General features: G+C 72.2%; 19 protein-coding genes and 1 pseudogene. 16 read left to right on the top strand and 4 right to left on the bottom strand.

The window, feature by feature from the left end; genetic code table 11:
• Positions 1 to 81 precede the first annotated feature (81 nt).
• On the top strand, positions 82 to 624 hold the full coding sequence (locus tag JO379_RS34130; protein ID WP_372449079.1) for an ATP-binding protein: 543 nt from the start codon (positions 82 to 84) through the stop codon (positions 622 to 624).
• A 95-nt stretch (positions 625 to 719) separates the two neighbouring features.
• Here JO379_RS34130 and JO379_RS13605 read toward each other — a convergent pair whose 3' ends face one another.
• Positions 720 to 1,610, bottom strand: coding sequence for an RNA polymerase sigma factor SigF (locus JO379_RS13605; protein ID WP_130878195.1), 891 nt, complete (start codon positions 1,608 to 1,610; stop codon positions 720 to 722).
• Positions 1,611 to 1,869: 259 nt separating this feature from the next.
• On the opposite strand from JO379_RS13605, the gene JO379_RS13600 reads away from it, so the two are divergent.
• The 6 genes and pseudogenes from JO379_RS13600 to JO379_RS13575 all read left to right on the top strand — a co-directional run bounded on the left by JO379_RS13600 (position 1,870) and on the right by JO379_RS13575 (position 7,624).
• On the top strand, positions 1,870 to 2,238 hold the full coding sequence (locus tag JO379_RS13600; protein WP_130878194.1) for an STAS domain-containing protein: 369 nt from the start codon (positions 1,870 to 1,872) through the stop codon (positions 2,236 to 2,238).
• Between the two features lie 207 nt (positions 2,239 to 2,445).
• Complete coding sequence (locus JO379_RS13595) at positions 2,446 to 2,940, top strand: ATP-binding protein (protein WP_130878193.1); 495 nt, start codon at positions 2,446 to 2,448, stop codon at positions 2,938 to 2,940.
• A 216-nt stretch (positions 2,941 to 3,156) separates the two neighbouring features.
• Complete coding sequence (locus tag JO379_RS13590; protein ID WP_372449078.1) at positions 3,157 to 3,930, top strand: peptidase; 774 nt, start codon at positions 3,157 to 3,159, stop codon at positions 3,928 to 3,930.
• A 42-nt stretch (positions 3,931 to 3,972) separates the two neighbouring features.
• Complete coding sequence (locus tag JO379_RS13585; RefSeq protein ID WP_130878191.1) at positions 3,973 to 4,869, top strand: COG1470 family protein; 897 nt, start codon at positions 3,973 to 3,975, stop codon at positions 4,867 to 4,869.
• Positions 4,866 to 5,879: pseudogene (locus JO379_RS13580) on the top strand (neocarzinostatin apoprotein domain-containing protein); the annotation flags it as partial. The gene JO379_RS13585 and the pseudogene JO379_RS13580, both read left to right, overlap by 4 nt.
• A gap of 389 nt (positions 5,880 to 6,268) precedes the next feature.
• Positions 6,269 to 7,624, top strand: coding sequence for a hypothetical protein (locus JO379_RS13575; RefSeq protein WP_209518693.1), 1,356 nt, complete (start codon positions 6,269 to 6,271; stop codon positions 7,622 to 7,624).
• A gap of 104 nt (positions 7,625 to 7,728) precedes the next feature.
• On the opposite strand, the gene JO379_RS13570 is transcribed toward JO379_RS13575, so the two are convergent.
• Positions 7,729 to 9,261 (bottom strand): peptide MFS transporter, encoded by a 1,533-nt coding sequence (locus JO379_RS13570; protein ID WP_130878188.1) that lies wholly within the window; start codon positions 9,259 to 9,261, stop codon positions 7,729 to 7,731.
• 465 nt (positions 9,262 to 9,726) lie between these two features.
• Between JO379_RS13570 and JO379_RS13565 the strand changes: the two genes are divergently transcribed.
• Both JO379_RS13565 and JO379_RS13560 read left to right on the top strand, forming a co-directional pair.
• Entirely contained in the window at positions 9,727 to 10,407 is a 681-nt protein-coding gene (locus tag JO379_RS13565) for a response regulator transcription factor (RefSeq protein ID WP_130878187.1), read from the top strand.
• 47 nt (positions 10,408 to 10,454) lie between these two features.
• Entirely contained in the window at positions 10,455 to 11,714 is a 1,260-nt protein-coding gene (locus JO379_RS13560) for a sensor histidine kinase (RefSeq protein ID WP_130878186.1), read from the top strand.
• A gap of 52 nt (positions 11,715 to 11,766) precedes the next feature.
• Here the strand turns inward: JO379_RS13560 and JO379_RS13555 are convergent, their stop codons facing one another.
• Positions 11,767 to 12,282, bottom strand: a complete 516-nt coding sequence (locus JO379_RS13555; protein WP_130878185.1) for a GtrA family protein — start codon at positions 12,280 to 12,282, stop codon at positions 11,767 to 11,769.
• Between the two features lie 223 nt (positions 12,283 to 12,505).
• On the opposite strand from JO379_RS13555, the gene JO379_RS13550 reads away from it, so the two are divergent.
• The 7 genes from JO379_RS13550 (at position 12,506) to JO379_RS13520 (ending at position 18,307) form a co-directional block, all read left to right on the top strand.
• On the top strand, positions 12,506 to 13,636 hold the full coding sequence (locus JO379_RS13550) for a 5-(carboxyamino)imidazole ribonucleotide synthase (RefSeq protein WP_245382097.1): 1,131 nt from the start codon (positions 12,506 to 12,508) through the stop codon (positions 13,634 to 13,636).
• A complete protein-coding gene (gene purE, locus JO379_RS13545; protein WP_209515095.1) occupies positions 13,633 to 14,157 on the top strand; it encodes a 5-(carboxyamino)imidazole ribonucleotide mutase in 525 nt (174 codons plus the stop codon). The genes JO379_RS13550 and purE overlap by 4 nt, the downstream gene beginning before the upstream one ends.
• A 2-nt stretch (positions 14,158 to 14,159) precedes the next feature.
• Entirely contained in the window at positions 14,160 to 15,359 is a 1,200-nt protein-coding gene (locus JO379_RS13540) for a dipeptidase (RefSeq protein ID WP_209515093.1), read from the top strand.
• 169 nt (positions 15,360 to 15,528) lie between these two features.
• Entirely contained in the window at positions 15,529 to 15,663 is a 135-nt protein-coding gene (locus JO379_RS13535) for a keywimysin-related RiPP (RefSeq protein ID WP_130878181.1), read from the top strand.
• A gap of 114 nt (positions 15,664 to 15,777) precedes the next feature.
• The gene (locus JO379_RS13530; RefSeq protein ID WP_209515091.1) at positions 15,778 to 17,592 is read left to right on the top strand and encodes an asparagine synthase-related protein; all 1,815 of its coding nucleotides are present in this window, start codon (positions 15,778 to 15,780) and stop codon (positions 17,590 to 17,592) included.
• A gap of 9 nt (positions 17,593 to 17,601) precedes the next feature.
• Positions 17,602 to 17,859, top strand: a complete 258-nt coding sequence (locus JO379_RS13525; RefSeq protein ID WP_209515089.1) for a lasso peptide biosynthesis PqqD family chaperone — start codon at positions 17,602 to 17,604, stop codon at positions 17,857 to 17,859.
• 10 nt (positions 17,860 to 17,869) lie between these two features.
• The gene (locus tag JO379_RS13520) at positions 17,870 to 18,307 is read left to right on the top strand and encodes a lasso peptide biosynthesis B2 protein (protein ID WP_209515087.1); all 438 of its coding nucleotides are present in this window, start codon (positions 17,870 to 17,872) and stop codon (positions 18,305 to 18,307) included.
• A gap of 14 nt (positions 18,308 to 18,321) precedes the next feature.
• Here the strand turns inward: JO379_RS13520 and JO379_RS13515 are convergent, their stop codons facing one another.
• Positions 18,322 to 19,662, bottom strand: coding sequence for a UDP-glucose dehydrogenase family protein (locus JO379_RS13515; protein ID WP_209515085.1), 1,341 nt, complete (start codon positions 19,660 to 19,662; stop codon positions 18,322 to 18,324).
• Positions 19,663 to 19,829 lie beyond the last annotated feature (167 nt).

Genomic DNA, 19,829 nt, shown 5'->3' with positions numbered 1-19,829 from the left:
GACGATCAGCACTCATCGCATCCCTCGCCCGCCCGGCCCGGTCGCCTACAAGGTGCGGGCCCGAGCCTGTCATAAACGCTCATGAGCCCGCACGGCCTTGGCCCGGATCCTGGATGGCGTACCCGGCAGAGCCGGGACAGTGATCGAGATGCGTTACTGGGAGGACAGGTGCCGGCCCCGATGAATGACGAGGCGGATACCGCGCTTCGGTGGCAGATGCGGTTCACTTCGGTTCGCCGATCGGTTCCCCGCGTCCGCATGCAGGTCGCACGTGTGCTCGGACGGTGGGGCTGCCACCCTGAGGAGCTGGTGGACGCCGTGCTCGTCGTCGATGAACTGACATCCAACGCGGTGCGCCACGGACACGTCAGGGGGCGATTGTTCGAGGTCGAGTTGCGAAGTGGCCCCGAGGGGATTGTCGTCGAGGTCTCGGACGCTCACTTCGGTCGGCCGAGGCCGCGTGAGGCCGGGGAGACCGAAGAGAGCGGGCGTGGTTTGAACCTTGTCGAATCGCTGAGCACTCGCTGGGGTGTCCGGGAGCGGCCTGGAGGCGTGGGGAAGACGGTGTGGGCCCATCTGCCACGGACCACCACGTATAGAGAGTGGAAGCCGCCACCAGGCTGAAGATGCCTGCGGGCGCCATCGCCCCCAAACGCCGCGCGCCGCCCGGGGTCTCCGTGGCGGCGCGCGGCGTTGCGAAAGGGGCGGGGTGCCGGAGGCTAATCCTCCGTCAGCAGGCCCTTGCGGAGGCGGCCCAGGGTCCGGCCCAGCAGACGGGAGACGTGCATCTGGGAGATGCCGAGCTCTTCCCCGATCTCCGACTGCGTCATGTTCGCCACGAAGCGCAGCGAGAGGATCTGCCGGTCGCGCGGGCGCAGTTCCGCGATCAGCGGCTTGAGCGACTCGACGTACTCGATGCCCTCGAGCCCGTGGTCCTCGTAGCCGATGCGGTCCGACAGCGCGCCCTCGGAATCGTCCTCGTCGGGCTGGGCGTCCAGCGAGCTCGCGGTGTAGGCGTTGCTCGCGGCCATGCCCTCGACGACCTCCTCGCGGGAGAGGCCGAGCCGCTCGGCCAGCTCGCCGACGGTGGGCGCGCGGTCGAGCTGCTGCGCCATCTCGTCCCCGGCCTTGGCCAGGTCGATCCGCAGCTCCTGGAGCCGTCGCGGGACCCGCACCGACCAGCTGGTGTCGCGGAAGAAGCGCTTGATCTCACCGATGATCGTCGGCATCGCGAAGGTCGGGAACTCGACGCCGCGGCTCAGCTCGAAGCGGTCGATGGCCTTGATCAGGCCGATCGTGCCGACCTGGATGATGTCCTCCATCGGCTCGCTGCGGGAGCGGAACCGGGAGGCGGCGAACCTCACCAGGGCCAGGTTCAGTTCGACCAGCGTGTTGCGTACGTAGGAGTACTCGTGCGTGCCCTCTTCGAGCGACTCGAGGCGCGCGAAGAGCGTCTTGGACAGGGCCCGCGCGTCGACCGGTCCCACCTCGTCGTACGGCGGGATCTCGGGGAGAGCCAGATTTTCGGGCTCGATCTGCTCGGGCGGGGTTGTCGACGAGGCGGTCTCCCGAGAAGATTCGGTGCGCGGTTCGTCGAGCCGGGGTGACATGGGTGTCCTCCATCATTCTCGGCGTATGGCTGCCGATGCCGTGACCTCTTGCTGCGGTGTGCGGCGCCTCCAAAGCCGTCCGTGGTGGATGTACCTATCTAGCCCTACCCGTCTTCACCTCCACATGGCAAGTCCACGTTGTCCGTTTATATCCGAAAATGACGGATCTTCGGCTTCCGGCCTGCGTATCGAAGGCGTAGGGTTCTCGTAGCGCCACGTAGGACAGCAACACCACGCAGCACACCGAGAAGGGACGCGCATGGACCGCGGGATGGTCGGCAGTGCGAGCAGGGGCCGGCTGAATGTAGAGGTCCGGCGGGAGGGGGCGAGCGCGATCGTCAGACCGGCGGGTGAGCTCGATCACCATACGGCGGAATTGCTGCGCGAGCCCCTGGAGGCGTGCGCCGAGGAAGCCGGGACCCGCGTCATCGTGGACTGCTCCGAGCTGGCGTTCTGCGACTCCACCGGGCTGAACGTGCTGCTCGGCGCCCGGCTGAAGGCCGAGGCCGTCGGCGGCGCCATCCACCTGGCCGCCATGCAGCCCGTGGTCGCCCGGGTCTTCGAGATCACCGGAGCCGAGGCCGTCTTCACCGTGCACGACACGGTCGACGCGGCCCTCGCCGGCTGATCGTCGCGCCCGGCTCCGCCGCCCCTCCGGCACGTCCACCGTCCGGCCCGCTTCCTGTGGCGTTACTCATGCGTTATCCGAGTCACAGGAACCGCGTCGAAGAAGTGGGTGTTCTCACGGATCGGTCGGGCAGGAGTCTGCTGAATCTGTTCAATGTGCCAGGTATCCAACATTTCTCAATCGGTGAATCGGTGAGGTGAAGCGCTGATGAGCACCACCCGGCCGTACCCGCAGCCGGGCGACCGCGGCCCGGAGGCGGGCGGCGCTGCCTCTGCCGGTCCGCCGCGGCCGAGCGGGCAGGTCCGCAGGCTCCACCTCGTCGGGGTCAGCGGTGCCGTGCCGCGCTCCCGCGACTTCACGCGCCAGGCGCTCTACGACTGGGGCTGGCTGCCCGCGGCGAGCGCCGATCACCGCGCCGCCGCCGAGGACGTCCTGCTCGTCGTCTCCGAGCTGGTCACCAACGCCTGCCTGCACGCGAACGGCCCCGACGAGCTGCGGGTGGCCTTCGCGGGCAAGGTGCTCAGGCTGGAGGTCGTCGACCTCGGCAGCGGTACGCCCACCCCCCGCCAACCGCACCGCGCGGGCCGCCCCGGCGGCCACGGCATGTTCATCGTGGAGCGGCTCTGCCTGGACTGGGGCGTCGTCCGCAACGAGGGCGGCAACGGCAAGACGGTCTGGGCCGAACTGGCCGCCCCCGCGTAACCGGTCCGGCCGCCGCTCGCCGCGCCCGGCTGACCTGCCCCTTCCCTTCGCCCCCGGCCCCCGCGGCCGGGCCCGGACGCCTCCGACACGCGCCGCCGGACACCACGGCGGCGTGTTCTGCGTCTTCCCTCGACAAGGTCCCCGGCGTACTGTCGGCGCCCGATCTGATGTGTCGTCAGTGATTTTCGGTACGGCACCGGACGAGAGGGGAACGAGGTGTCCCACCCCCAGAGCCACCCCCGACGGCACGTCCGCCGCGCCCCCGTGCGCCGCGCCACCGCGCTGACCCTGGCCACGGCCCTCGCCGGCGGATCGGCGCTGCTGCTCGCCCCGGCCGCGCACGCCGAGACGGTCGACGTCAACTACCAGTGCAAGACGCCGATCGGGGACAAGAGCGCCGTATCGCCCATCGACATCAAGGGCGTGGCGAGCGGCAGCGCCTACAAACTCACCATGTCCTTCCAGAAGGGCGTCTCCTCCAGCCCCGTCGAGCTCGGCAAGGGCGCGATGAAGCCGAGCGCGATCATCAAGCTCGGCGGCGCGGAGAGCGGGACGGTGGCCGTCGCGGGGCCCGCCAACGACGCGCCGGTTCCGGCCAACACCCCGATAAAGATCAGCGACTTGTCGGGCACCTACACCCCCAAGAAGAGCGGCAAGGTCACCTTCACGGCCGGCACCCTCACCATCGTCGCGCTGGGCACGACGACCACGTGCACCCCCTCCAACGCCCCCAAGCCGTCGCTGAGCCTCGACGTGAAGGGACCGGGCGGCACCGAGAGCACGGGCGGCACCGACGGCACGGGCGGGAGCACGGGTGGCACTACGGGCACGGGTGGCTCGTCGGGCTCCACCGGCGGCGGGGAGCTGCCGCGGACCGGGCCCGCGGACGCGGCCGTCGCCCTCGGCACCCTCGGCGGCACCGTGCTGCTCGCCGGGATCGCCGGCACCCTCTGGCTGACCCGGCGTCAGCGCACCGGCACCGCCCGGTAGCGCGGCCACGAGGCCCGTACGCGTCCGCCGAGGGAGCCGCCGATGCTGTCCCGTACCACCTCCCGCACCCGTACCACCTCCCGCACCCGCACCACCGCTTGTACGCGCGCCGCCGTGACGGCCGCCGTCGTCGCGCTGTGCGCGCTGTCCGCGGCGCCCGCCACCGCGGACACCCGGCCCTGGTCGGCCGCTCCCGCGCCGGGCGGCACCCGGGGGCCCGGCGCGGAGGACCGCTCCTCCTTCTTCCTGGAGGGCGGGCCGGGCACGGTGATCGAGGACAGGCTCACGGTGGTCAACTCCGGCGACCGGCCGCGCACGGTCGCCCTGCGCGGCACCGGCCCGTGGATCGCCCTCGCCGAGCGGCGGGTGACGGTCCCGCCGCGCACCCGCGCCGACGTGCCGCTCACCGTCACCGTCCCGGCCGGCACCGCGCCCGGCGACCACCACGCGGCGGTCGTCGCCACCGGGGACGGCCTGCGGGTCCGGGTGCCGATGGCGGTGCGCGTGAGCGGCCCCGCGCTGCCCGCGCTCACGGTCGAGCACGTACGGGTCAGCGGCAGGGGCGGGGCCGCGGTCATCCGGTACGCCCTGGTCAACCGCGGCAACACCATCCTCGCCCCGCGCCTGACGATCCGTGCGAAGGGCCACTTCGGCGAGGTGCTGCACCGCGTCGCGCGGGGCGTGCCTGCCGCACTGGCGCCGGGCAGCAGCGTCCGGCTGACGGAGAAGTGGCCGGACGCCCCACGGCTGGACCCCGTCGAGGTCCGGATCACCGCACAGGCCCCGGGCGCCGCCCCGGCCACCGCCTCCGGCTCGTACACCCCGCTGCCCTGGCTCGTACCCGCCGTCCTGGCCGGGCTCGGCCTGGCGGGCGCGGGCGCGGCCGGCCGGCTCCTCGTGCGCCGCCGTGGCCGGCGCGGCGCGGGAGCCACAGCATGAGCCGCCGCCCGGGGCGGCCCGGGGCGCTGGCGGCCGCGCTGCTCGCCGTCGCCGCGCTCGTGCTGCTGCCGGCCGGACGGGCGGCAGCGGACGGGCCCACGGCGGCCGTGGACCGCGCCGAGGCGGGCAAGGGCGGCAGCGTCACCGTGACCGGCGCGGGATGGCGGCCGGGGGCCCTCCTCACGCTGCTGATCTGCGGGCAGAACATGATCGGCGGCACCAACGACTGCGCCAACGCGGACGGCCGGGCGGTCACCGTCGGCGACGACGGCCGGTTCAGCCGGAAGATCCCCGTCGCCGAGCCGCCGAAACCGTGCCCCTGCGTGGTGCACGTCGCGACCGTCACGGGCGGGCGGGCGGCCGCGGACGCCGCGTTCCGCGTCGCCGGCCACCCGGTCGAGCCGCTGCCCCGGCAGACCGGCCGGGAGCGGCTGAGCGTGCTCGGGGCGCGGCTGGAGGGCTCCAGCGGCCTGCTGACCTGGTTCGGCGCACCCCCGCGACGCAAGCTCGTCGTCACCGTCGGCAACCTCGGCCCGACCCCGGCCCGGGACCCCGTCTTCCGCGTCGGCACCGCGCACGGCGTGCTCGCCCCGGCCTGGGAGGAACAGCGCTGGCGCGGCACGGTCGCCGCCGGGGCGAAGGCGCGGGTCGCGCTGGACGTGGAGCTGGCGGCCGGGGCGCACGGGGACTACGCCGTCTCGCTCGAGTACGGCGGGAAGCTGCTGGTCGAGCAACCGTGGGACGTACCCCGGCCGTGGGGCGTGACGCTGTTCTGGACCCTGCTGTGCGTGGTCGTTCCGGCGACGGTCTTCCGGGCGGCGATGGCAGCGGTGGCGGCCGCGGGCCGCCGCCGGGACGAGACGCCGACGGCGGCCGGTACGGGCCGCCGCCACCGGGCGGTACGGGCACCCCGGGGGTGGATCCGCCCGACCTCACGCCCGCACCCGCCGGACGCGGAGCGGCTCGCGACCGGGCCCACGAGCCCGGCCCCGGGCACCGGCTCAGCCGCCGACGCGGTCGCGGGCCGCGGCGCCGCCACGGGCGCGGAGGCCGCCCTCGGCCCGGCGCAGGGTCCCGGCTCTGGCGCCCGCAGGGACCCGGCCTCTGGCGGGGGCGCGAGCCCCGTCCCCGCCCCGGGCAGGTCCCGGGGCTCCGGGGCGGACCCCCGCCCGGTAGTGGCTGACGATGCCGGCCCTGGCTCCGGCACCGGTGGGGGCGCCTGCCCGGCCACGGCCCCCGGCCCCGGGGCCCGCCCCCGCAGGGGCCCCGCCGCCCGCGAGGGCCTCCCGTGGTTCGCCGGTGACACGCAGCCACGGGTTTCCGCACCATCCGAGGACGGACCGACGAAGGGAACGACGTGAGTACGCGACGGAGAGCGCGCGCGGCAGGGCTCGCGCTGATGCTGGGGGGCGCGGGCACGCTGCTGAGCGCGGGTAGCGTGCAGGCCGCCGAGGTGTCGTACGCGACCGAGTGCATACCGCCCCCGATCTCGCAGCTGCCGCCCGTGCGGGGCACCACGCGGGCGGACATCACCGCCCCCGCGACGGCGAAGGTCGGCGACGAGGTCGAGGTGGTGTGGAAAACGGTCCAGGCCGCCTCCAAGAACCCCGACATCCTCGATCTGGACAAGGACACCGTCAAACCGACCGGGAAGATCACGCTCGGTGGCGCGCAGACCGGTGAGCTGGCCGTGGAAGGACCGCGGCAGAACCCGCCCATCCCCAAGAACAGCGCCATGATCCTGCCCGACATGAAGGCCAAGGTGAAGCTGACGAAGGCGGGCGAGGTGACGCTCACCCCCGGCGCCTACGCGATCAACGTCAGCAAGCCGCTGCCCACCGACACCAAGTGCTCACCGAAGGAGGCGGTGAAGCCCGCCGCCACGATCAAGGTGACGGACGGCTCGTCCGGCACCAGCGGCGGTACGACGACGACCGGCGGTACGACGACGACCGGTGGCAGCACGACCACGGGCGGTACCACCGGCACCACCGGCACAACAGGCACCAGCGGCGGCACCACCGGCACCACCACGACGTCCGGTGGCGCCACCGGCGGCAGCGACCCCGGTGACGGGCCCCTCACGGGCAAGCAGCTGAACGTCGAGTACCAGTGCAAGACGCCCATCGGCGACAAGAACGTCACCTCGCCGGTCCAGATCAACGCCCTCCGCAAGAGCGGCGTCTTCGACCTCACCGTGAAGTTCGGCAAGTCCGTCATGGACAGCCCCGCCGACATCCCCGCGAAGTCCGTCGTCCCGTCCATGGCGGTCACCGTCGGCGGCGCGGACAAGGGCAAGGTCGAGGTCGTCGGCGAGCCCAACAAGGATCCGATCAAGACCGGGCAGCCCATCGTCGTCCCCGACCTCAAGGGCACGTACAAGCCCGGCGCGAGCGGCAAGGCGACGCTCACCCCCGGTGTTCTGACGGTCAAGGCCCTCGGCACGACCACCGTCTGCACCCCGGCCAAGGACCCGGGCGCGTCCCTCGAAGTGGACACCAAGGAACAGCCCGGCGGCACCACCGGCGCGACTGGATCCACCGGCACCACCGGTACCACCGGGACGACGGGCACCAGCGGAACCACCGCCGGAGGCACCGGCACCGGCAGCAGCAGCGGAAGCGGCGGCTCCGGCGGTCTCGCCGCGACCGGCGCGAGCGGGCCGCTGAAGGCGCTCGCCTTCGCCGCCGGGACGCTCGTCCTCGTCGGCGGCGCGGTCCTCGCCTTCGTCCCCGGGCGCCGGGTGCGCCGCTGAGGCACGGCAGACGGTGACGGGCCCACGCGAAGGCCCCGGCGCGGAGATCCGCGCCGGGGCCCTGTCACGACCGTGGTTGCTCCACGTCGGTTACTTCACGTCGGTTACTTCACGTCGCCCATCAGGGCTTCGATCTTCTTGCGGTACATCCACACCGCGAGACCGGCGACGGCGGCGAGCGTCGCCTGCAGCAGGATCATGCCGGTGCCGTTGAGGTCCACGCCCGCGATGGACAGCAGACCCGTGGTGCAGTCACCGGCGGTGACGGCGAGGAACCACACGCCCATCATCTGGCTCGCGTACTTCTGCGGCGCCATCTTGGTGGTCAGCGACAGACCCACCGGGGAGAGGCACAGCTCGCCCATGGTCTGGATCATGTAGATCGACAGCAGCCACATCGGGCTGACCTTCGTGCCGTCGCCGGCCATCGCCATCGGGACGGCGAAGACGAAGAACGAGGCACCGATGACGACCATGGCCATCGCGAACTTCACCGTGGTGCTCGGCTCGCGGTCGCTGCGGGCGAGCCACACCCACAGCCAGGCGAAGACCGGGGCCAGCGCCATGACCCACAGCGGGTTGACCGACTGGAACCAGGTCGAGGGGAACTCGATCCCGAAGACGTTGTCCGCGGTCTTCTTCTCGGCGAAGGTCGACATCGTCGAGCCCGCCTGGTCGAAGATCATCCAGAACACGGCGGCGGCGACGAAGAACCAGATGTAGCCGCTGACCTTGGTCTGCTCGGTCGCCGACAGTTCCTTGTCGCGCTTGATGCGGGCGAGGACGGTGATCGGGATGATCAGACCGGCGACGGTGATCGGGATCAGCGCCCAGTTGAGCGTGAAGTGTCCGGTGCCACCGACGACGCCGTAGAAGAGGGCCGCGACGGCGAGCCAGATCAGACCCTTGGTGAGCGTCGACTTCTTCTCGGCGGCCGACAGCGGCTTCGGGACGACGCTGCTCTTCGGGTCCAGGTGACGGGTGCCCCACAGGAAGAACGCCAGGCCGAGCGCCATACCGGCGGCGGCGATGGTGAAGCCCAGGTGCCAGTTGACCTTCTGGCCGACGGTGCCGATGACCAGCGGGGCGAAGAAGGCACCGAGGTTGATGCCCATGTAGAAGACGGTGAAGCCACCGTCCCGGCGCGGGTCCTTCGGGCCGTCGTAGAGGTGGCCGACCATCGTGGAGATGTTGGCCTTCAGCAGACCGGAACCGAGCGCGACGAGCGCCAGACCCGCGAAGAACGAGGGCTTGCCGGGGATCGCCAGCGCCAGGTGGCCGACCATGATGGTGGCGGCCGCGATGGTGACCGTCTTGCGCGGGCCCCAGACGCGGTCGCCGAACCAGCCGCCGGGCATGGCGAGCAGGTAGACCATCGCCACGTAGACGGAGTAGATCGCCACCGCGCTGGCCTCGGGCATCGCCAGACCGCCGCCCTGGCTGTCGGGCTTGGCGTCCGGGCCGCCGGCGATCAGGTAGACGACGAGAAGGGCGCGCATTCCGTAGTAGCTGAAGCGCTCCCACATCTCCGTCATGAAGAGGGGGGCCAGGCCGCGGGGGTGGCCGAAGAACGTCTTGCCGGAGCCCGGAGAGGTCTTCTCCTGCTCGGCTGGGTCCTTCGTCAGGCTGGACGCCATGGTCAGTCCTTGGGTGCTCGGGACGCGCGTGGAGCTGATGCGCGCCCGGGTGGGGGTTGGCCGGCACCGGGCACCGCACTGCCCGCCCCCACGCCCCAGGGGTTCGACGCACCTCGGTAGAGGAGATCGGCAGGACAGCCGCGCACCGGGATCCACGCCCCCGCGCACCTTCGCGCGGCGGACCCGGCCGTCAGGTCATTCTCTGTGACGGGACTGGTGGGCCAGTACCGCGCACAGCAGAGACCCCCGGCGTGTTGGACATGCCGAAGGCCCCCGGTAGTGCTACAGACTTCCCGTCACCATACGTCACACCCCGCCCGCAAAAGGAAGGAGTTGAGATATGGATCACAGGTCACTGTGGAACTGTTTGCCCACATTCAATGGTCCAGACCGGCTGGCGGCGCTGTTGCCGCAGGTAGCCCCATCCCCCTCCTGACATGCGGTCGAGCGGACTACCATCACCCCATGACCCGAGTACTGCTCGCCGAGGATGACGCTTCGATCTCGGAGCCGCTCGCACGCGCGCTGCGCCGCGAGGGGTACGAGGTGGAGGTGCGTGAAGACGGCCCCACGGCGCTCGACGCCGGCCTCAAGGGAGGGGTCGACCTCCTCGTTCTCGACCTCGGCCTGCCCGGCATGGACGGCCTGGAGGTCTGCCGCCGGCTGCGCACGGAGGGTCACGGCTTCCCGGTGCTCGTGCTCACCGCCCGGGCCGACGAGGTGGACACCGTGGTCGGCCTGGACGCCGGTGCCGACGACTACGTCACCAAGCCGTTCCGGCTGGCCGAGCTGCTCGCGCGGGTGCGGGCCCTGCTGCGCCGCGGCACGGTCGAGGCCCCGCAGCAGCCGCCCACCACCCACGGCGTGCGGATCGACGTCGAGTCGCACCGCGCCTGGATGGGCGACGACGAGCTCCAGCTCACCGCGAAGGAGTTCGATCTGCTCCGGGTGCTCGTCCGGGACGCGGGCCGGGTCGTCACCCGCGACCAGCTGATGCGCGAGGTCTGGGACACCACTTGGTGGTCGTCCACCAAGACGCTCGACATGCACATCTCCTGGCTTCGCAAGAAGCTCGGGGACGACGCCGCGAACCCGCGTTACATCGCCACCGTCCGAGGCGTCGGCTTCCGCTTCGAAAAGAGCTGACCGGCCTCCGCCGGGCTGTGTTCGTACCACCCTGCCCGGAGGGCACCGTGCGCCGCCGACTGATCAACTCCACCCTCGCCGTCGTGCTCGTCGTGATCGCCGTGTTCGGCATCTCGCTCGTCATCGTCGAAACCCGCACGATCGAGAGCAGCGCGCGGGAGAGCGTGCAGTCCGAGGCCGTCCGGCTGGTGAGCATCCTCGACAGCCGGCTGATCGGCGGCGAGCGCGTGGAGTCGGGGGTGCTGCGCGAGCAGATCACCCCCGACCGGTACGCGCGGGTCGACATCCCCGGCCGGGCCGCCATCGAGATCGGCGAGCGCCCCGAGGGCGATGTCATCGCCTCCACAGAGCGGGGCGAGCAGGGCGAGACCGTACGGGTCGAGGAGTCCCGCTCCGCGGTCAGCAGGGAGCTCGGCCGCACCCTGATGGTGATCCTCGCGGTGGCGCTGCTGGCCGTGATCGCCGCCGTCTTCCTCGCCGTGCGCCAGGCGAACCGGCTCACCGCGCCGCTGACCGACCTCGCCGAGACGGCCGAGCGGCTCGGCTCCGGCGATCCCCGTCCCCGTCACCGCCGCTACGGGGTGCCCGAGCTGGACCGGGTCGCGGACGTCCTGGACGCGAGCGCCGAGCGGATCGCCCGGATGCTCACCGCCGAGCGGCGCCTCGCGGCCGACGCCTCGCACCAGCTCCGCACGCCGCTGACCGCGCTGTCGATGCGGCTGGAGGAGATCACGCTGACCGACGACCCCGAGACGGTGAAGGACGAGGCGACGATCGCCCTCACCCAGGTCGAGCGGCTCACCGACGTCGTGCAGCGGCTGCTGACGAACTCCCGCGACCCGCAGTCGGGCTCGGCCGTCAGCTTCGACCTCGACGAGGTCATCAAGCAGCAACTGGAGGAATGGCGGCCCGCCACCCGCAGCGAGGGCCGGGCCCTGGTCCGCTCCGGAAAGCAGGGGCTCCGGGCCGTCGGCACGCCCGGGGCGGTCGCGCAGGTGCTCGCCACCCTCATCGAGAACTCGCTGATGCACGGCGACGGCACGGTCGCCCTGCGCACCCGGGTCACCGGCAACCAGGCGGTCGTGGAGGTCACGGACGAGGGGCCGGGGGTCTCGCCGGACCTCGGGTCGCGGGTCTTCGAGCGGACGGTCAGCGGCCGGAACTCCACGGGCCTGGGGCTGGCCGTCGCCCGTGACCTGGCGGAGGCGGACGGCGGGCGGCTCGAACTCCTCCAGCCGCACCCGCCGGTCTTCGCGCTGTTCCTGAGCCGTGAGGCGGGCGACCACGGGGAGCCGCACGAGGACTGACGGCCCGGGCGCCCCGCCGGGGGCAACGGCCCCGGATGTCCCGCCGGGGGCGTCAGCGGGTCGCGTCGCCCGTCCCGGCCCGCTGCGGACGGTCGTCCAGGAACGATTCAGCAGTCTCCACCGCCTCACGGGCGGGCAGCGCCCGGAACACCCAGGTGCGGTAGGACCAGAAGCGGAAGACCGTGCCGATGCCGAGGCCGACGACGTTCTTCGCGATGTTGTCCGCGAGCGGCGAGGTGAGGCCGAAGCCGTAGTGCGAGAGGGCCAGGATGCCGTTCTCGATCACCAGGCCGACACCGCTGAACAGCAGGAACAGGGTCAGCTCGCGGCTGCGCCGGTTCTTGTCGCCGGCCCGGTAGGTCCAGTAGCGGTTGCCCACGTAGTTGGTGCCGATCGCGACGCCGGTCGCTATGACGCCCGAGCGCACCACCGCGAGGCCGAAGCCGTGCACACAGATGTTGAAGACGATGAAATTCACCACGAAACCGACGGCGCCCACCGCCCCGAACTTCGCGATTTCGCGGGCCAGCCGCTCCAGCCGGGCACGCATCGCGGACCGTTGACTCATAGTGATCGTCAGGCTCCGTTGCTGGGCGAAACTGGGCATAGGGCAGCCTTCATGCTAACCAGCGGGCCCCGGCCCCAACCGCTGACTCCGGTGAACGGCCGGCGAACGCGCTCCCATCCGGCCGTCGGCTCGGGTGCCCCGGCAGTTGGACGATCATCCAGGCCCGGTCGGAGCTGTTCGTGCGTACGGATACTCTGGGAGCGTGACGTTCCCGGTAGTCGGCATGGTCGGCGGCGGCCAGCTCGCCCGTATGACCCACGAGGCGGGCATCCCCCTCGGCATCAAGTTCAAGCTGCTCAGCGATACCCCGCTGGACTCGGCGGCCCAGGTGGTCGGGGAAGTCGTCATCGGCGACTACCGCGACCTGGACACCCTTCGTGCTTTCGCACAAGGCTGCGATGTGATCACCTTCGATCACGAGCATGTCCCCACCGAGCACCTACGGGCCCTGGAGGCAGACGGCATTCCCGTCCGCCCGGGGCCCGACGCGTTGGTGCACGCCCAGGACAAGGGCGTGATGCGGGCCAGGCTCAGTGAGATCGGAGTGCCGTGTCCCCGGCACCGCATCGTGGCGGACCCCGCCGACGTGGCGCGGTTCGCGGAGGAGGGCGACGGTTTCCCCGTCGTGCTCAAGACGGTGCGCGGCGGCTACGACGGCAAGGGCGTGTGGATCGTCCGCAGCGCGGAAGAGGCGGCGGAACCCTTCCGCGCCGGTGTGCCCGTCCTCGCGGAGGAGAAGGTCGCCTTCACCCGCGAGCTGGCCGCCAATGTCGTCCGCTCCCCGCACGGCCAGGCCGTCTCGTACCCGGTCGTCGAGTCCATCCAGGTCGACGGCGTCTGTGACACCGTCATCGCGCCCGCGCCCGATCTCTCCGCCGAGCTCTCCGCCCACGCACAGCAGCTCGCCCTCAAGGTCGCCGCGGAGCTGGGCGTGGTCGGCCACCTCGCCGTGGAGCTCTTCGAGATCCGCAAGCCCGACGGCTCCTTCGAGGTGCTCGTCAACGAGCTGGCGATGCGCCCGCACAACTCCGGCCACTGGACCCAGGACGGCGCGATCACCTCGCAGTTCGCCAACCACGTACGGGCGGTGCTGGACCTGCCGCTCGGCGACCCGCGCCCGCGCGCCAAGTGGACCGTCATGGCCAATGTGCTCGGCGGCGACTATCCGGACATGTATTCCGCGTACCTCCATTGCATGGCACGCGATCCCGGGTTGAAGATCCACATGTACGGCAAGGACGTCAAGCCCGGTCGCAAGGTCGGACACGTCAACACTTACGGCGACGATCTGGCGGACGTGCGCGAGCGCGCCGCCCACGCCGCCGGATACCTGCGAGGAACGATCACCGAATGACTTCTCCTCTCATCGGCATCGTCATGGGCTCGGACTCCGACTGGTCCGTCATGGAGGCCGCCGCCCAGGCCCTGGACGAGTTCGAGGTCCCCTACGAGGTCGACGTGGTCTCCGCGCACCGCATGCCGCGCGAGATGGTCGCGTACGGCGAGCAGGCCGCCGACCGCGGCCTCAAGGCGATCATCGCGGGCGCGGGCGGCGCGGCCCACCTGCCCGGCATGCTGGCGTCCGTCACGCCGCTGCCGGTCATCGGCGTGCCCGTGCCGCTGAAGTACCTCGACGGCATGGACTCCCTGCTGTCGATCGTGCAGATGCCCGCCGGCGTGCCCGTCGCCACCGTCTCCGTCGCGGGCGCGCGCAACGCCGGGCTGCTCGCCGTCCGGATGCTCGCCGCCCACGACACCGAGCTGCTGGCCCGGATGCGGCACTTCCAGGACGAGCTGAACGAGCAGGCCACGGACAAGGGCAAGCGCCTGCGCGCCAAGGCCATGGGCACCGCCCACTTCGGCTTCGGGAAGTGACCGTGAGCGCCACCACCGCGGCCGGTCACCTCGCCCGCGCCCACGAGCTGCTCGCCGCCCACCCCGTCGTCGACGGTCACAACGACCTGCCGTGGGCCCTGCGCGAGCAGGTCCGCTACGACCTGGACCGGCGCGACATCGCCACCGACCAGAGCGCCACCGGCCTGCACACCGATCTGCCCCGGCTGCGGGCGGGCGGGGTCGGGGCCCAGTTCTGGTCCGTGTACGTCCGCACCGGCATGGCCGGTGACGAGGCGGTCAGCGCGACGCTCGAACAGATCGACGTCGTGCGGCAGCTGGTGAATCGTTACCCCTCCCAGCTGCGGCTCGCGCTCACCGCCGACGACATGGAGGCCGCCCGCGCCGAGGGCCGCATCGCCTCCCTGATGGGCGCCGAGGGCGGGCACAGCATCAACTGCTCGCTGGCCACCCTGCGCGCCCTGCACCACCTCGGCGTCCGCTACATGACGCTGACCCACAACGACAACATCCCCTGGGCGGACTCGGCGACCGACGAGCCCGTGGCGAACGGCCTGACCCGCTTCGGCGAGGAGGTCGTCCGTGAGATGAACCGCCTCGGCATGCTGGTCGACCTCTCGCACGTCTCGGCCGACACGATGCGGGACGCGCTGCGGGTCACCGAGGCGCCGGTGATCTTCTCGCACTCCTCCGCGCGTGCCGTCTGCGACCACCCGCGCAACATCCCCGACGACGTGCTCGGCGCGCTCGCCGCGAACGGGGGCGTGGCCATGGCGACGTTCGTGCCGAAGTTCGTCCTGCCCGCCGCCGTCGAGTGGACCCGGCAGGCGGACGAGAACATGCGCGCCAACGGCCTGCACCACCTCGACACCACCCCCGCCGGGATGGCCGTGCACCGCGCCTTCGAGGCCGCGCACCCCCGTCCGCTCGCCACGGCGGCCACGGTCGCCGACCACCTCGACCACATGCGCGAGGTGGCGGGCATCGACCACATCGGCATCGGCGGCGACTTCGACGGCACGGCGTTCACCCCGGAAGACCTCGCGGACGTGGCCGGCTACCCGAACCTGATCGCGGAACTCCTGCACCGCGGCTGGTCGGACGCCGACCTCGCGAAGCTGACGTGGCAGAACGCGGTGCGGGTGCTGCGGGCGGCGGAGGACGTGGCCCGTTCCGCTACGCGGGGCCCGTCGATCGCGACGATCGACCAACTGGACGGCTGAGCACCGGGGGCCGGGTTCCCGGGCAGCCCGGCCCCTGACGTCCCACCCGTCGTGCACAGGGCCGGTGGGCGCCCGTGGGGTGCTTCGAGCGCGGGGGCGTCCCCCTGGCGCGGGGTGACGCGTGCGCGCACGCTGGTCGAATCGGCCACTCCGGAAGGAGATGTCACCCATGAGTCCCCCCAAGTGCCCTCCCAAGCGTCGCCGTTACGAGCGTCCCGCCCTCACGCCGGCCGGTTCCTTCGCCAAGAAGACCGGTCTCGGGATCAGCGGCGGGCCCGAACTCCTGCTCCTCAAGAGGATGTGACCGCTTACCCGGCCTCCCCGTGACCGGGCTGTGCCGACGGGGGCAAGAGCGGCCCCGGGTGGTGGCCGACCGTCGCCATCCGGAGGCCCGGCGACCGCGGCCGAGAGGAGCTCGATGACCAGTGCCGCCGTTCCGTCGTGGTTCGTCGTTCTTCCCGACTGTCCTTCCGCCGCGCCCGCCCGCACCCTGCTGCCCGCCACGGCGCACCAGCGGACCCGGCACCCCTCCGGCCGCCCGTGGATGGCCGGACGCTGGGGCGACGACGCCGTCATGGCGGAGGCCGGGCACACCGCACTCGCCGTGATCGGCCAGCACGAGGTGACCGCAGGCGCGCTCACCGAAGCGGCCGCACGGATTCGCACACTGGCCGACGTCGGCCCGCTGTACCGCTCGCTGCGGGGCAGTTTCCACCTGGTCGCCTCGGTGGGGGGCCAGGTCCGGGTGCAGGGCCCGGTGAGCTGTCTGCGCAGGGTGTTCCACGCGTACGTCGGCGGTGCCGTCGTGGCGGCCGACCGGGCCGATGTGCTGGCCGGGATGACCGGCGCCGGACCCGACCGCCGCCGGCTGGCCGTTCACCTGCTCCAGCCCTTCTCCTTGCACCCCGTCACGGACCGGCCGGTCTGGAGCGGCGTGAGCGCGGTACCGGCCGGCCACCACCTCAGCCTCCACCGCGACGGGCGAGCCCACCGGGCCCGCTGGTGGACCCCGCCGGATCCGGTGGTGCCGATGGCCGACGGCGCGGCGGCACTGCGCGAGGTACTCGGTGCCGCGGTGGACGTCCGCACGCGCGACAGGCCGGTGCTCAGCGCCGACCTGGGGGGAGTGGACTCGACCGCGGTGTGCTGCCTGGCGGCCCGAGGGGCATCCGGGCTGATCGCCTACACGCTCGCTTCCCGGGACCCGCACGGCGATGACGCGCTCTGGGCCCGCAGGACCGTCGCCGCCCTGGGCAACATCGAGCACGAGGTCCTGCCCGCCGAGGCGGTGCCGTACGTCTACCACGGCATCCTCGACTTCGACGACCCGCTGGACGAGCCGTTTCCCGCCCTCGTCGACCACCACCGGTGGCTGGTCATCGCGCGGGCGGCGGCGGCCCGTGGCTCCCGGCTGCACCTGACCGGCTTCGGCGGCGACGAACTGCTGGGCGGCTCACCCGCCCACCTGCACGCGATGCTGCGCCGCAGCCCGCGGTCGGCGCTGCGCGACCTGCGCGGCTACGCCGGCCTGTACCGCTGGCCGCACCGGCAGGCCCTGGCGCAGTTGCTCACCGACCCGCCGTACCGGAGCTGGCTCGCCCGGGCCGGCGACGACCTGCTCGGCCCGGCCTCCGAGCCGGACGCCCCCTTCCTGGGCTGGGGCATTCCCGCCCGGCTCCCGCCGTGGGCCACCCGGGACGCGGTGAGGGCGGTCCGGGAGGCGGTCCACGACGCGGCGCCCACGGCCGAACCGCTGGCCGCGACCCACGGCCTGCACCAGGAGCTGGGAACGATGCGGGCGGTCACCCGCGTGATCCGCCAGCTCGCCCAGCTGGCGGGCCGCATCGGCGTCACGCTCGCGGCGCCGTACTACGACGACCGGGTGATCGAGACGGCACTGGCGGTGCGGCCGGGGGAGCGGGTCACGCCGTGGCGGTACAAGCCGCTCATCGCAGCGGCCATGCGCGGCATCGTGCCGCCGGAGTCCCTCACCCGCGTGACCAAGGCCGAGGGCTCGCACGACGTCCACGCGGGCCTGAGCGAACACCGCAAGGACCTGCTCGCCCTGTGCGAGGACTCCCGGCTCGCCCGGCTCGGCCTCATCGACGCGGACCTCCTGCGCAGGACCTGCGAGCGGCCGCTGCCCCCGACGCTGCCGTACGAGGTGCTGTACCAGACCGTGGCGTGCGAAGTGTGGCTGCGCACGCTCGAACGCGCCGGCACACCGAGCTGAGGAGCGACCATGCCGATCACCTTGCGCGCGGGGGTGCTGCAGGCCCCGACCGAGTACGGGATCGCCCTGCTGGACGAGGACACCGGCCGGTACTGGACCCTCAACCCCACCGCGGCCTCGGTGCTGCGCACGCTGCTGGCCGGCGGAACCCACCAGGACGCGGCCCGCGTGCTGTACACGGACTACGACACCGACCCCGAGACGGCCGCCGCGGACGTCCTCGACCTGCTGGACGAACTCCGGGCCGCACACCTCATCGAGGCGTAGGAGCGCGTTCATGACCCTGCCCGAAGCCATTGCGCACCGACCGGACGCGGTGTCGCTGCCCCTGCGCACGCTGGTCCGGCTCGTGGTGCTCGGCGCCCGCGTGCTCGGCACCCGGTCCCCGCGCCGGATCCGCACGGTGCTGCGCCTGCTGAGCCGGGGAAGCCGCCCGGCCACGTACGCCGAGGCCAAGGCCGCACGCGACAGCGTGACGGCCGTCAGCCTGCGCTGCGCCGGCCGGCAGGGCTGCCTGCCCCGGTCCCTGGCCACGGTCCTGCTCTGCCGGCTTCGCGGCCAGTGGCCGACGTGGTGCGTCGGTGTGCGACGACTCCCCCCGTTCGGCGCCCACGCCTGGCTGGAGGCCGAGGGGAAACCCGTCGCAGAGGGCTACCCGGCCGACTACTTCCAACCCTTCTTCACCGTGGGAAAGCCCAGCCCGCCCGGCGATTGAGGGCAATCCTTGGCCTAGGCCTGAGGCCGACCCATGGCCCGGTAGGTCCAACCCGCAGAACGCCAAGCGCCGGCGTCAAGCGCATTGCGCCCGTCCAGCATCCGCCGCTCCGCCACGACCGCGGCCAGTGCCGCCGGGTCCAGCTCGCGGAACTCGCGCCACTCCGTGAGGTGCAGCACCACGTGCGCCCCCTGGCACGCCTCGAGCGCGGTCGGCGCGTAGCCGAGGGTGGGGAAGAGGCGGCGGGCGTTGTCCATGCCCTTGGGGTCGTAGACGGTGACCTGGCCGCCCTGGAGGTGGATCTGCCCGGCGACGTTCAGCGCGGGCGAGTCCCGTACGTCGTCGGAGTCGGGCTTGAAGGTCGCGCCCAGCACCGCCACGCGCTGCCCCAGGAAGCTGCCGCCCACGGTCTCGCGGGCCAGCTCGACCATGTGGCCGCGGCGGCGCATGTTGATGGAGTCGACCTCGCGGAGGAAGGTCAGCGCCTGGTCCGCGCCCAGCTCACCGGCGCGGGCCATGAAGGCGCGGATGTCCTTGGGCAGACAGCCGCCGCCGAAGCCGATGCCGGCCCGGAGGAACTTCTTGCCGATCCGCTCGTCGTGGCCGATCGCCTCCGCGAGCTTCGCCACGTCGCCGTCGGCGGCCTCGCAGACCTCGGCCATGGCGTTGATGAAGGAGATCTTCGTGGCGAGGAAGGAGTTGGCGGCCGTCTTGACCAGCTCGGCCGTCGGATAGTCGGCGACGACGAACGGCGAGCCCTCGCCGATCGGTGTCGCGTACACCTCGCGCAGCAGCTTCTCGCCGCGCTCGCCGGCGACGCCCACCACGATGCGGTCCGGGTGCAGGGTGTCCTGGACGGCGAAGCCCTCGCGCAGGAACTCCGGGTTCCAGGCCAGTTCGACGTCCGAGCCCGCCGGGGCCAGCTCGGTGAGCCGGGCCGCGAGCCGGGCCGCGCTGCCGACCGGGACGGTGGACTTGCCGACGACCAGCGCCGGGCGGTGCAGATGCGGGGCCAGGGCGTCGATGGCGCTCTCGACGTAGCTCATGTCGCACGCGTACTCGCCGTGCTTCTGCGGGGTGTTCACGCAGACGAAATGGACGTCACCGAACTCGCCGGCCTCTTCCCACGACATCGTGAAGCGCAGCCGGCCGGTCGAACCCTCGATCCCGGCGACGTGGCGGCGGAGCAGCTCCTCCAGGCCCGGCTCGTACATCGGGACCTTGCCGCGCCCGAGCATCTCGATCTTCTCGGGCACCACATCCAGGCCGAGCACCTCGAACCCGAGCTCGGCCATGGCCGCGGCGTGGGTGGCACCGAGGTAGCCGGTGCCGATCACGGTGATCTTGGGGGCCATGCGTGCTCCATGTGCTGACGGGCTGGACTGCGCCGAGCATAGTCGGGGCCCGGAGCGGGAAGGTCCGGGGGAGATCCCGGGGGTGCCCGGGCGCTGTCGGCAAGCTCACGTATCCCCGTGCGGGGGGCCGCCCCTAGAATCGGGTTACTAAACGGTAGTTAACTCTT

The organism is Streptomyces syringium (assembly GCF_017876625.1).
GTDB classification, from domain to species: Bacteria; Actinomycetota; Actinomycetes; order Streptomycetales; family Streptomycetaceae; genus Streptomyces; species Streptomyces syringius.
This window is presented reverse-complemented; position numbering and strand designations above follow the sequence as displayed.

Excerpts from the sequence above, each read along its gene's own strand:
- JO379_RS13515 (WP_209515085.1), bottom strand. The coding sequence starts at position 19,662 with ATGGCCCCCAAGATCACCGTGATCGGCACCGGCTACCTCGGTGCCACC.
- JO379_RS13605 (WP_130878195.1), bottom strand. The coding sequence starts at position 1,610 with ATGTCACCCCGGCTCGACGAACCGCGCACCGAATCTTCTCGGGAGACC.
- JO379_RS13535 (WP_130878181.1), top strand. The coding sequence starts at position 15,529 with ATGAGTCCCCCCAAGTGCCCTCCCAAGCGTCGCCGTTACGAGCGTCCC.
- JO379_RS13570 (WP_130878188.1), bottom strand. The coding sequence starts at position 9,261 with ATGGCGTCCAGCCTGACGAAGGACCCAGCCGAGCAGGAGAAGACCTCT.
- JO379_RS13575 (WP_209518693.1), top strand. The coding sequence starts at position 6,269 with ATGCTGGGGGGCGCGGGCACGCTGCTGAGCGCGGGTAGCGTGCAGGCC.
- JO379_RS13555 (WP_130878185.1), bottom strand. The coding sequence starts at position 12,282 with ATGAGTCAACGGTCCGCGATGCGTGCCCGGCTGGAGCGGCTGGCCCGC.
- JO379_RS13565 (WP_130878187.1), top strand. The coding sequence starts at position 9,727 with ATGACCCGAGTACTGCTCGCCGAGGATGACGCTTCGATCTCGGAGCCG.
- JO379_RS13525 (WP_209515089.1), top strand. The coding sequence starts at position 17,602 with ATGCCGATCACCTTGCGCGCGGGGGTGCTGCAGGCCCCGACCGAGTAC.
- JO379_RS13530 (WP_209515091.1), top strand. The coding sequence starts at position 15,778 with ATGACCAGTGCCGCCGTTCCGTCGTGGTTCGTCGTTCTTCCCGACTGT.
- JO379_RS13600 (WP_130878194.1), top strand. The coding sequence starts at position 1,870 with ATGGACCGCGGGATGGTCGGCAGTGCGAGCAGGGGCCGGCTGAATGTA.
- JO379_RS13585 (WP_130878191.1), top strand. The coding sequence starts at position 3,973 with ATGCTGTCCCGTACCACCTCCCGCACCCGTACCACCTCCCGCACCCGC.
- JO379_RS13595 (WP_130878193.1), top strand. The coding sequence starts at position 2,446 with ATGAGCACCACCCGGCCGTACCCGCAGCCGGGCGACCGCGGCCCGGAG.
- purE (WP_209515095.1), top strand. The coding sequence starts at position 13,633 with ATGACTTCTCCTCTCATCGGCATCGTCATGGGCTCGGACTCCGACTGG.
- JO379_RS13520 (WP_209515087.1), top strand. The coding sequence starts at position 17,870 with ATGACCCTGCCCGAAGCCATTGCGCACCGACCGGACGCGGTGTCGCTG.
- JO379_RS13550 (WP_245382097.1), top strand. The coding sequence starts at position 12,506 with ATGGTCGGCGGCGGCCAGCTCGCCCGTATGACCCACGAGGCGGGCATC.
- JO379_RS34130 (WP_372449079.1), top strand. The coding sequence starts at position 82 with ATGAGCCCGCACGGCCTTGGCCCGGATCCTGGATGGCGTACCCGGCAG.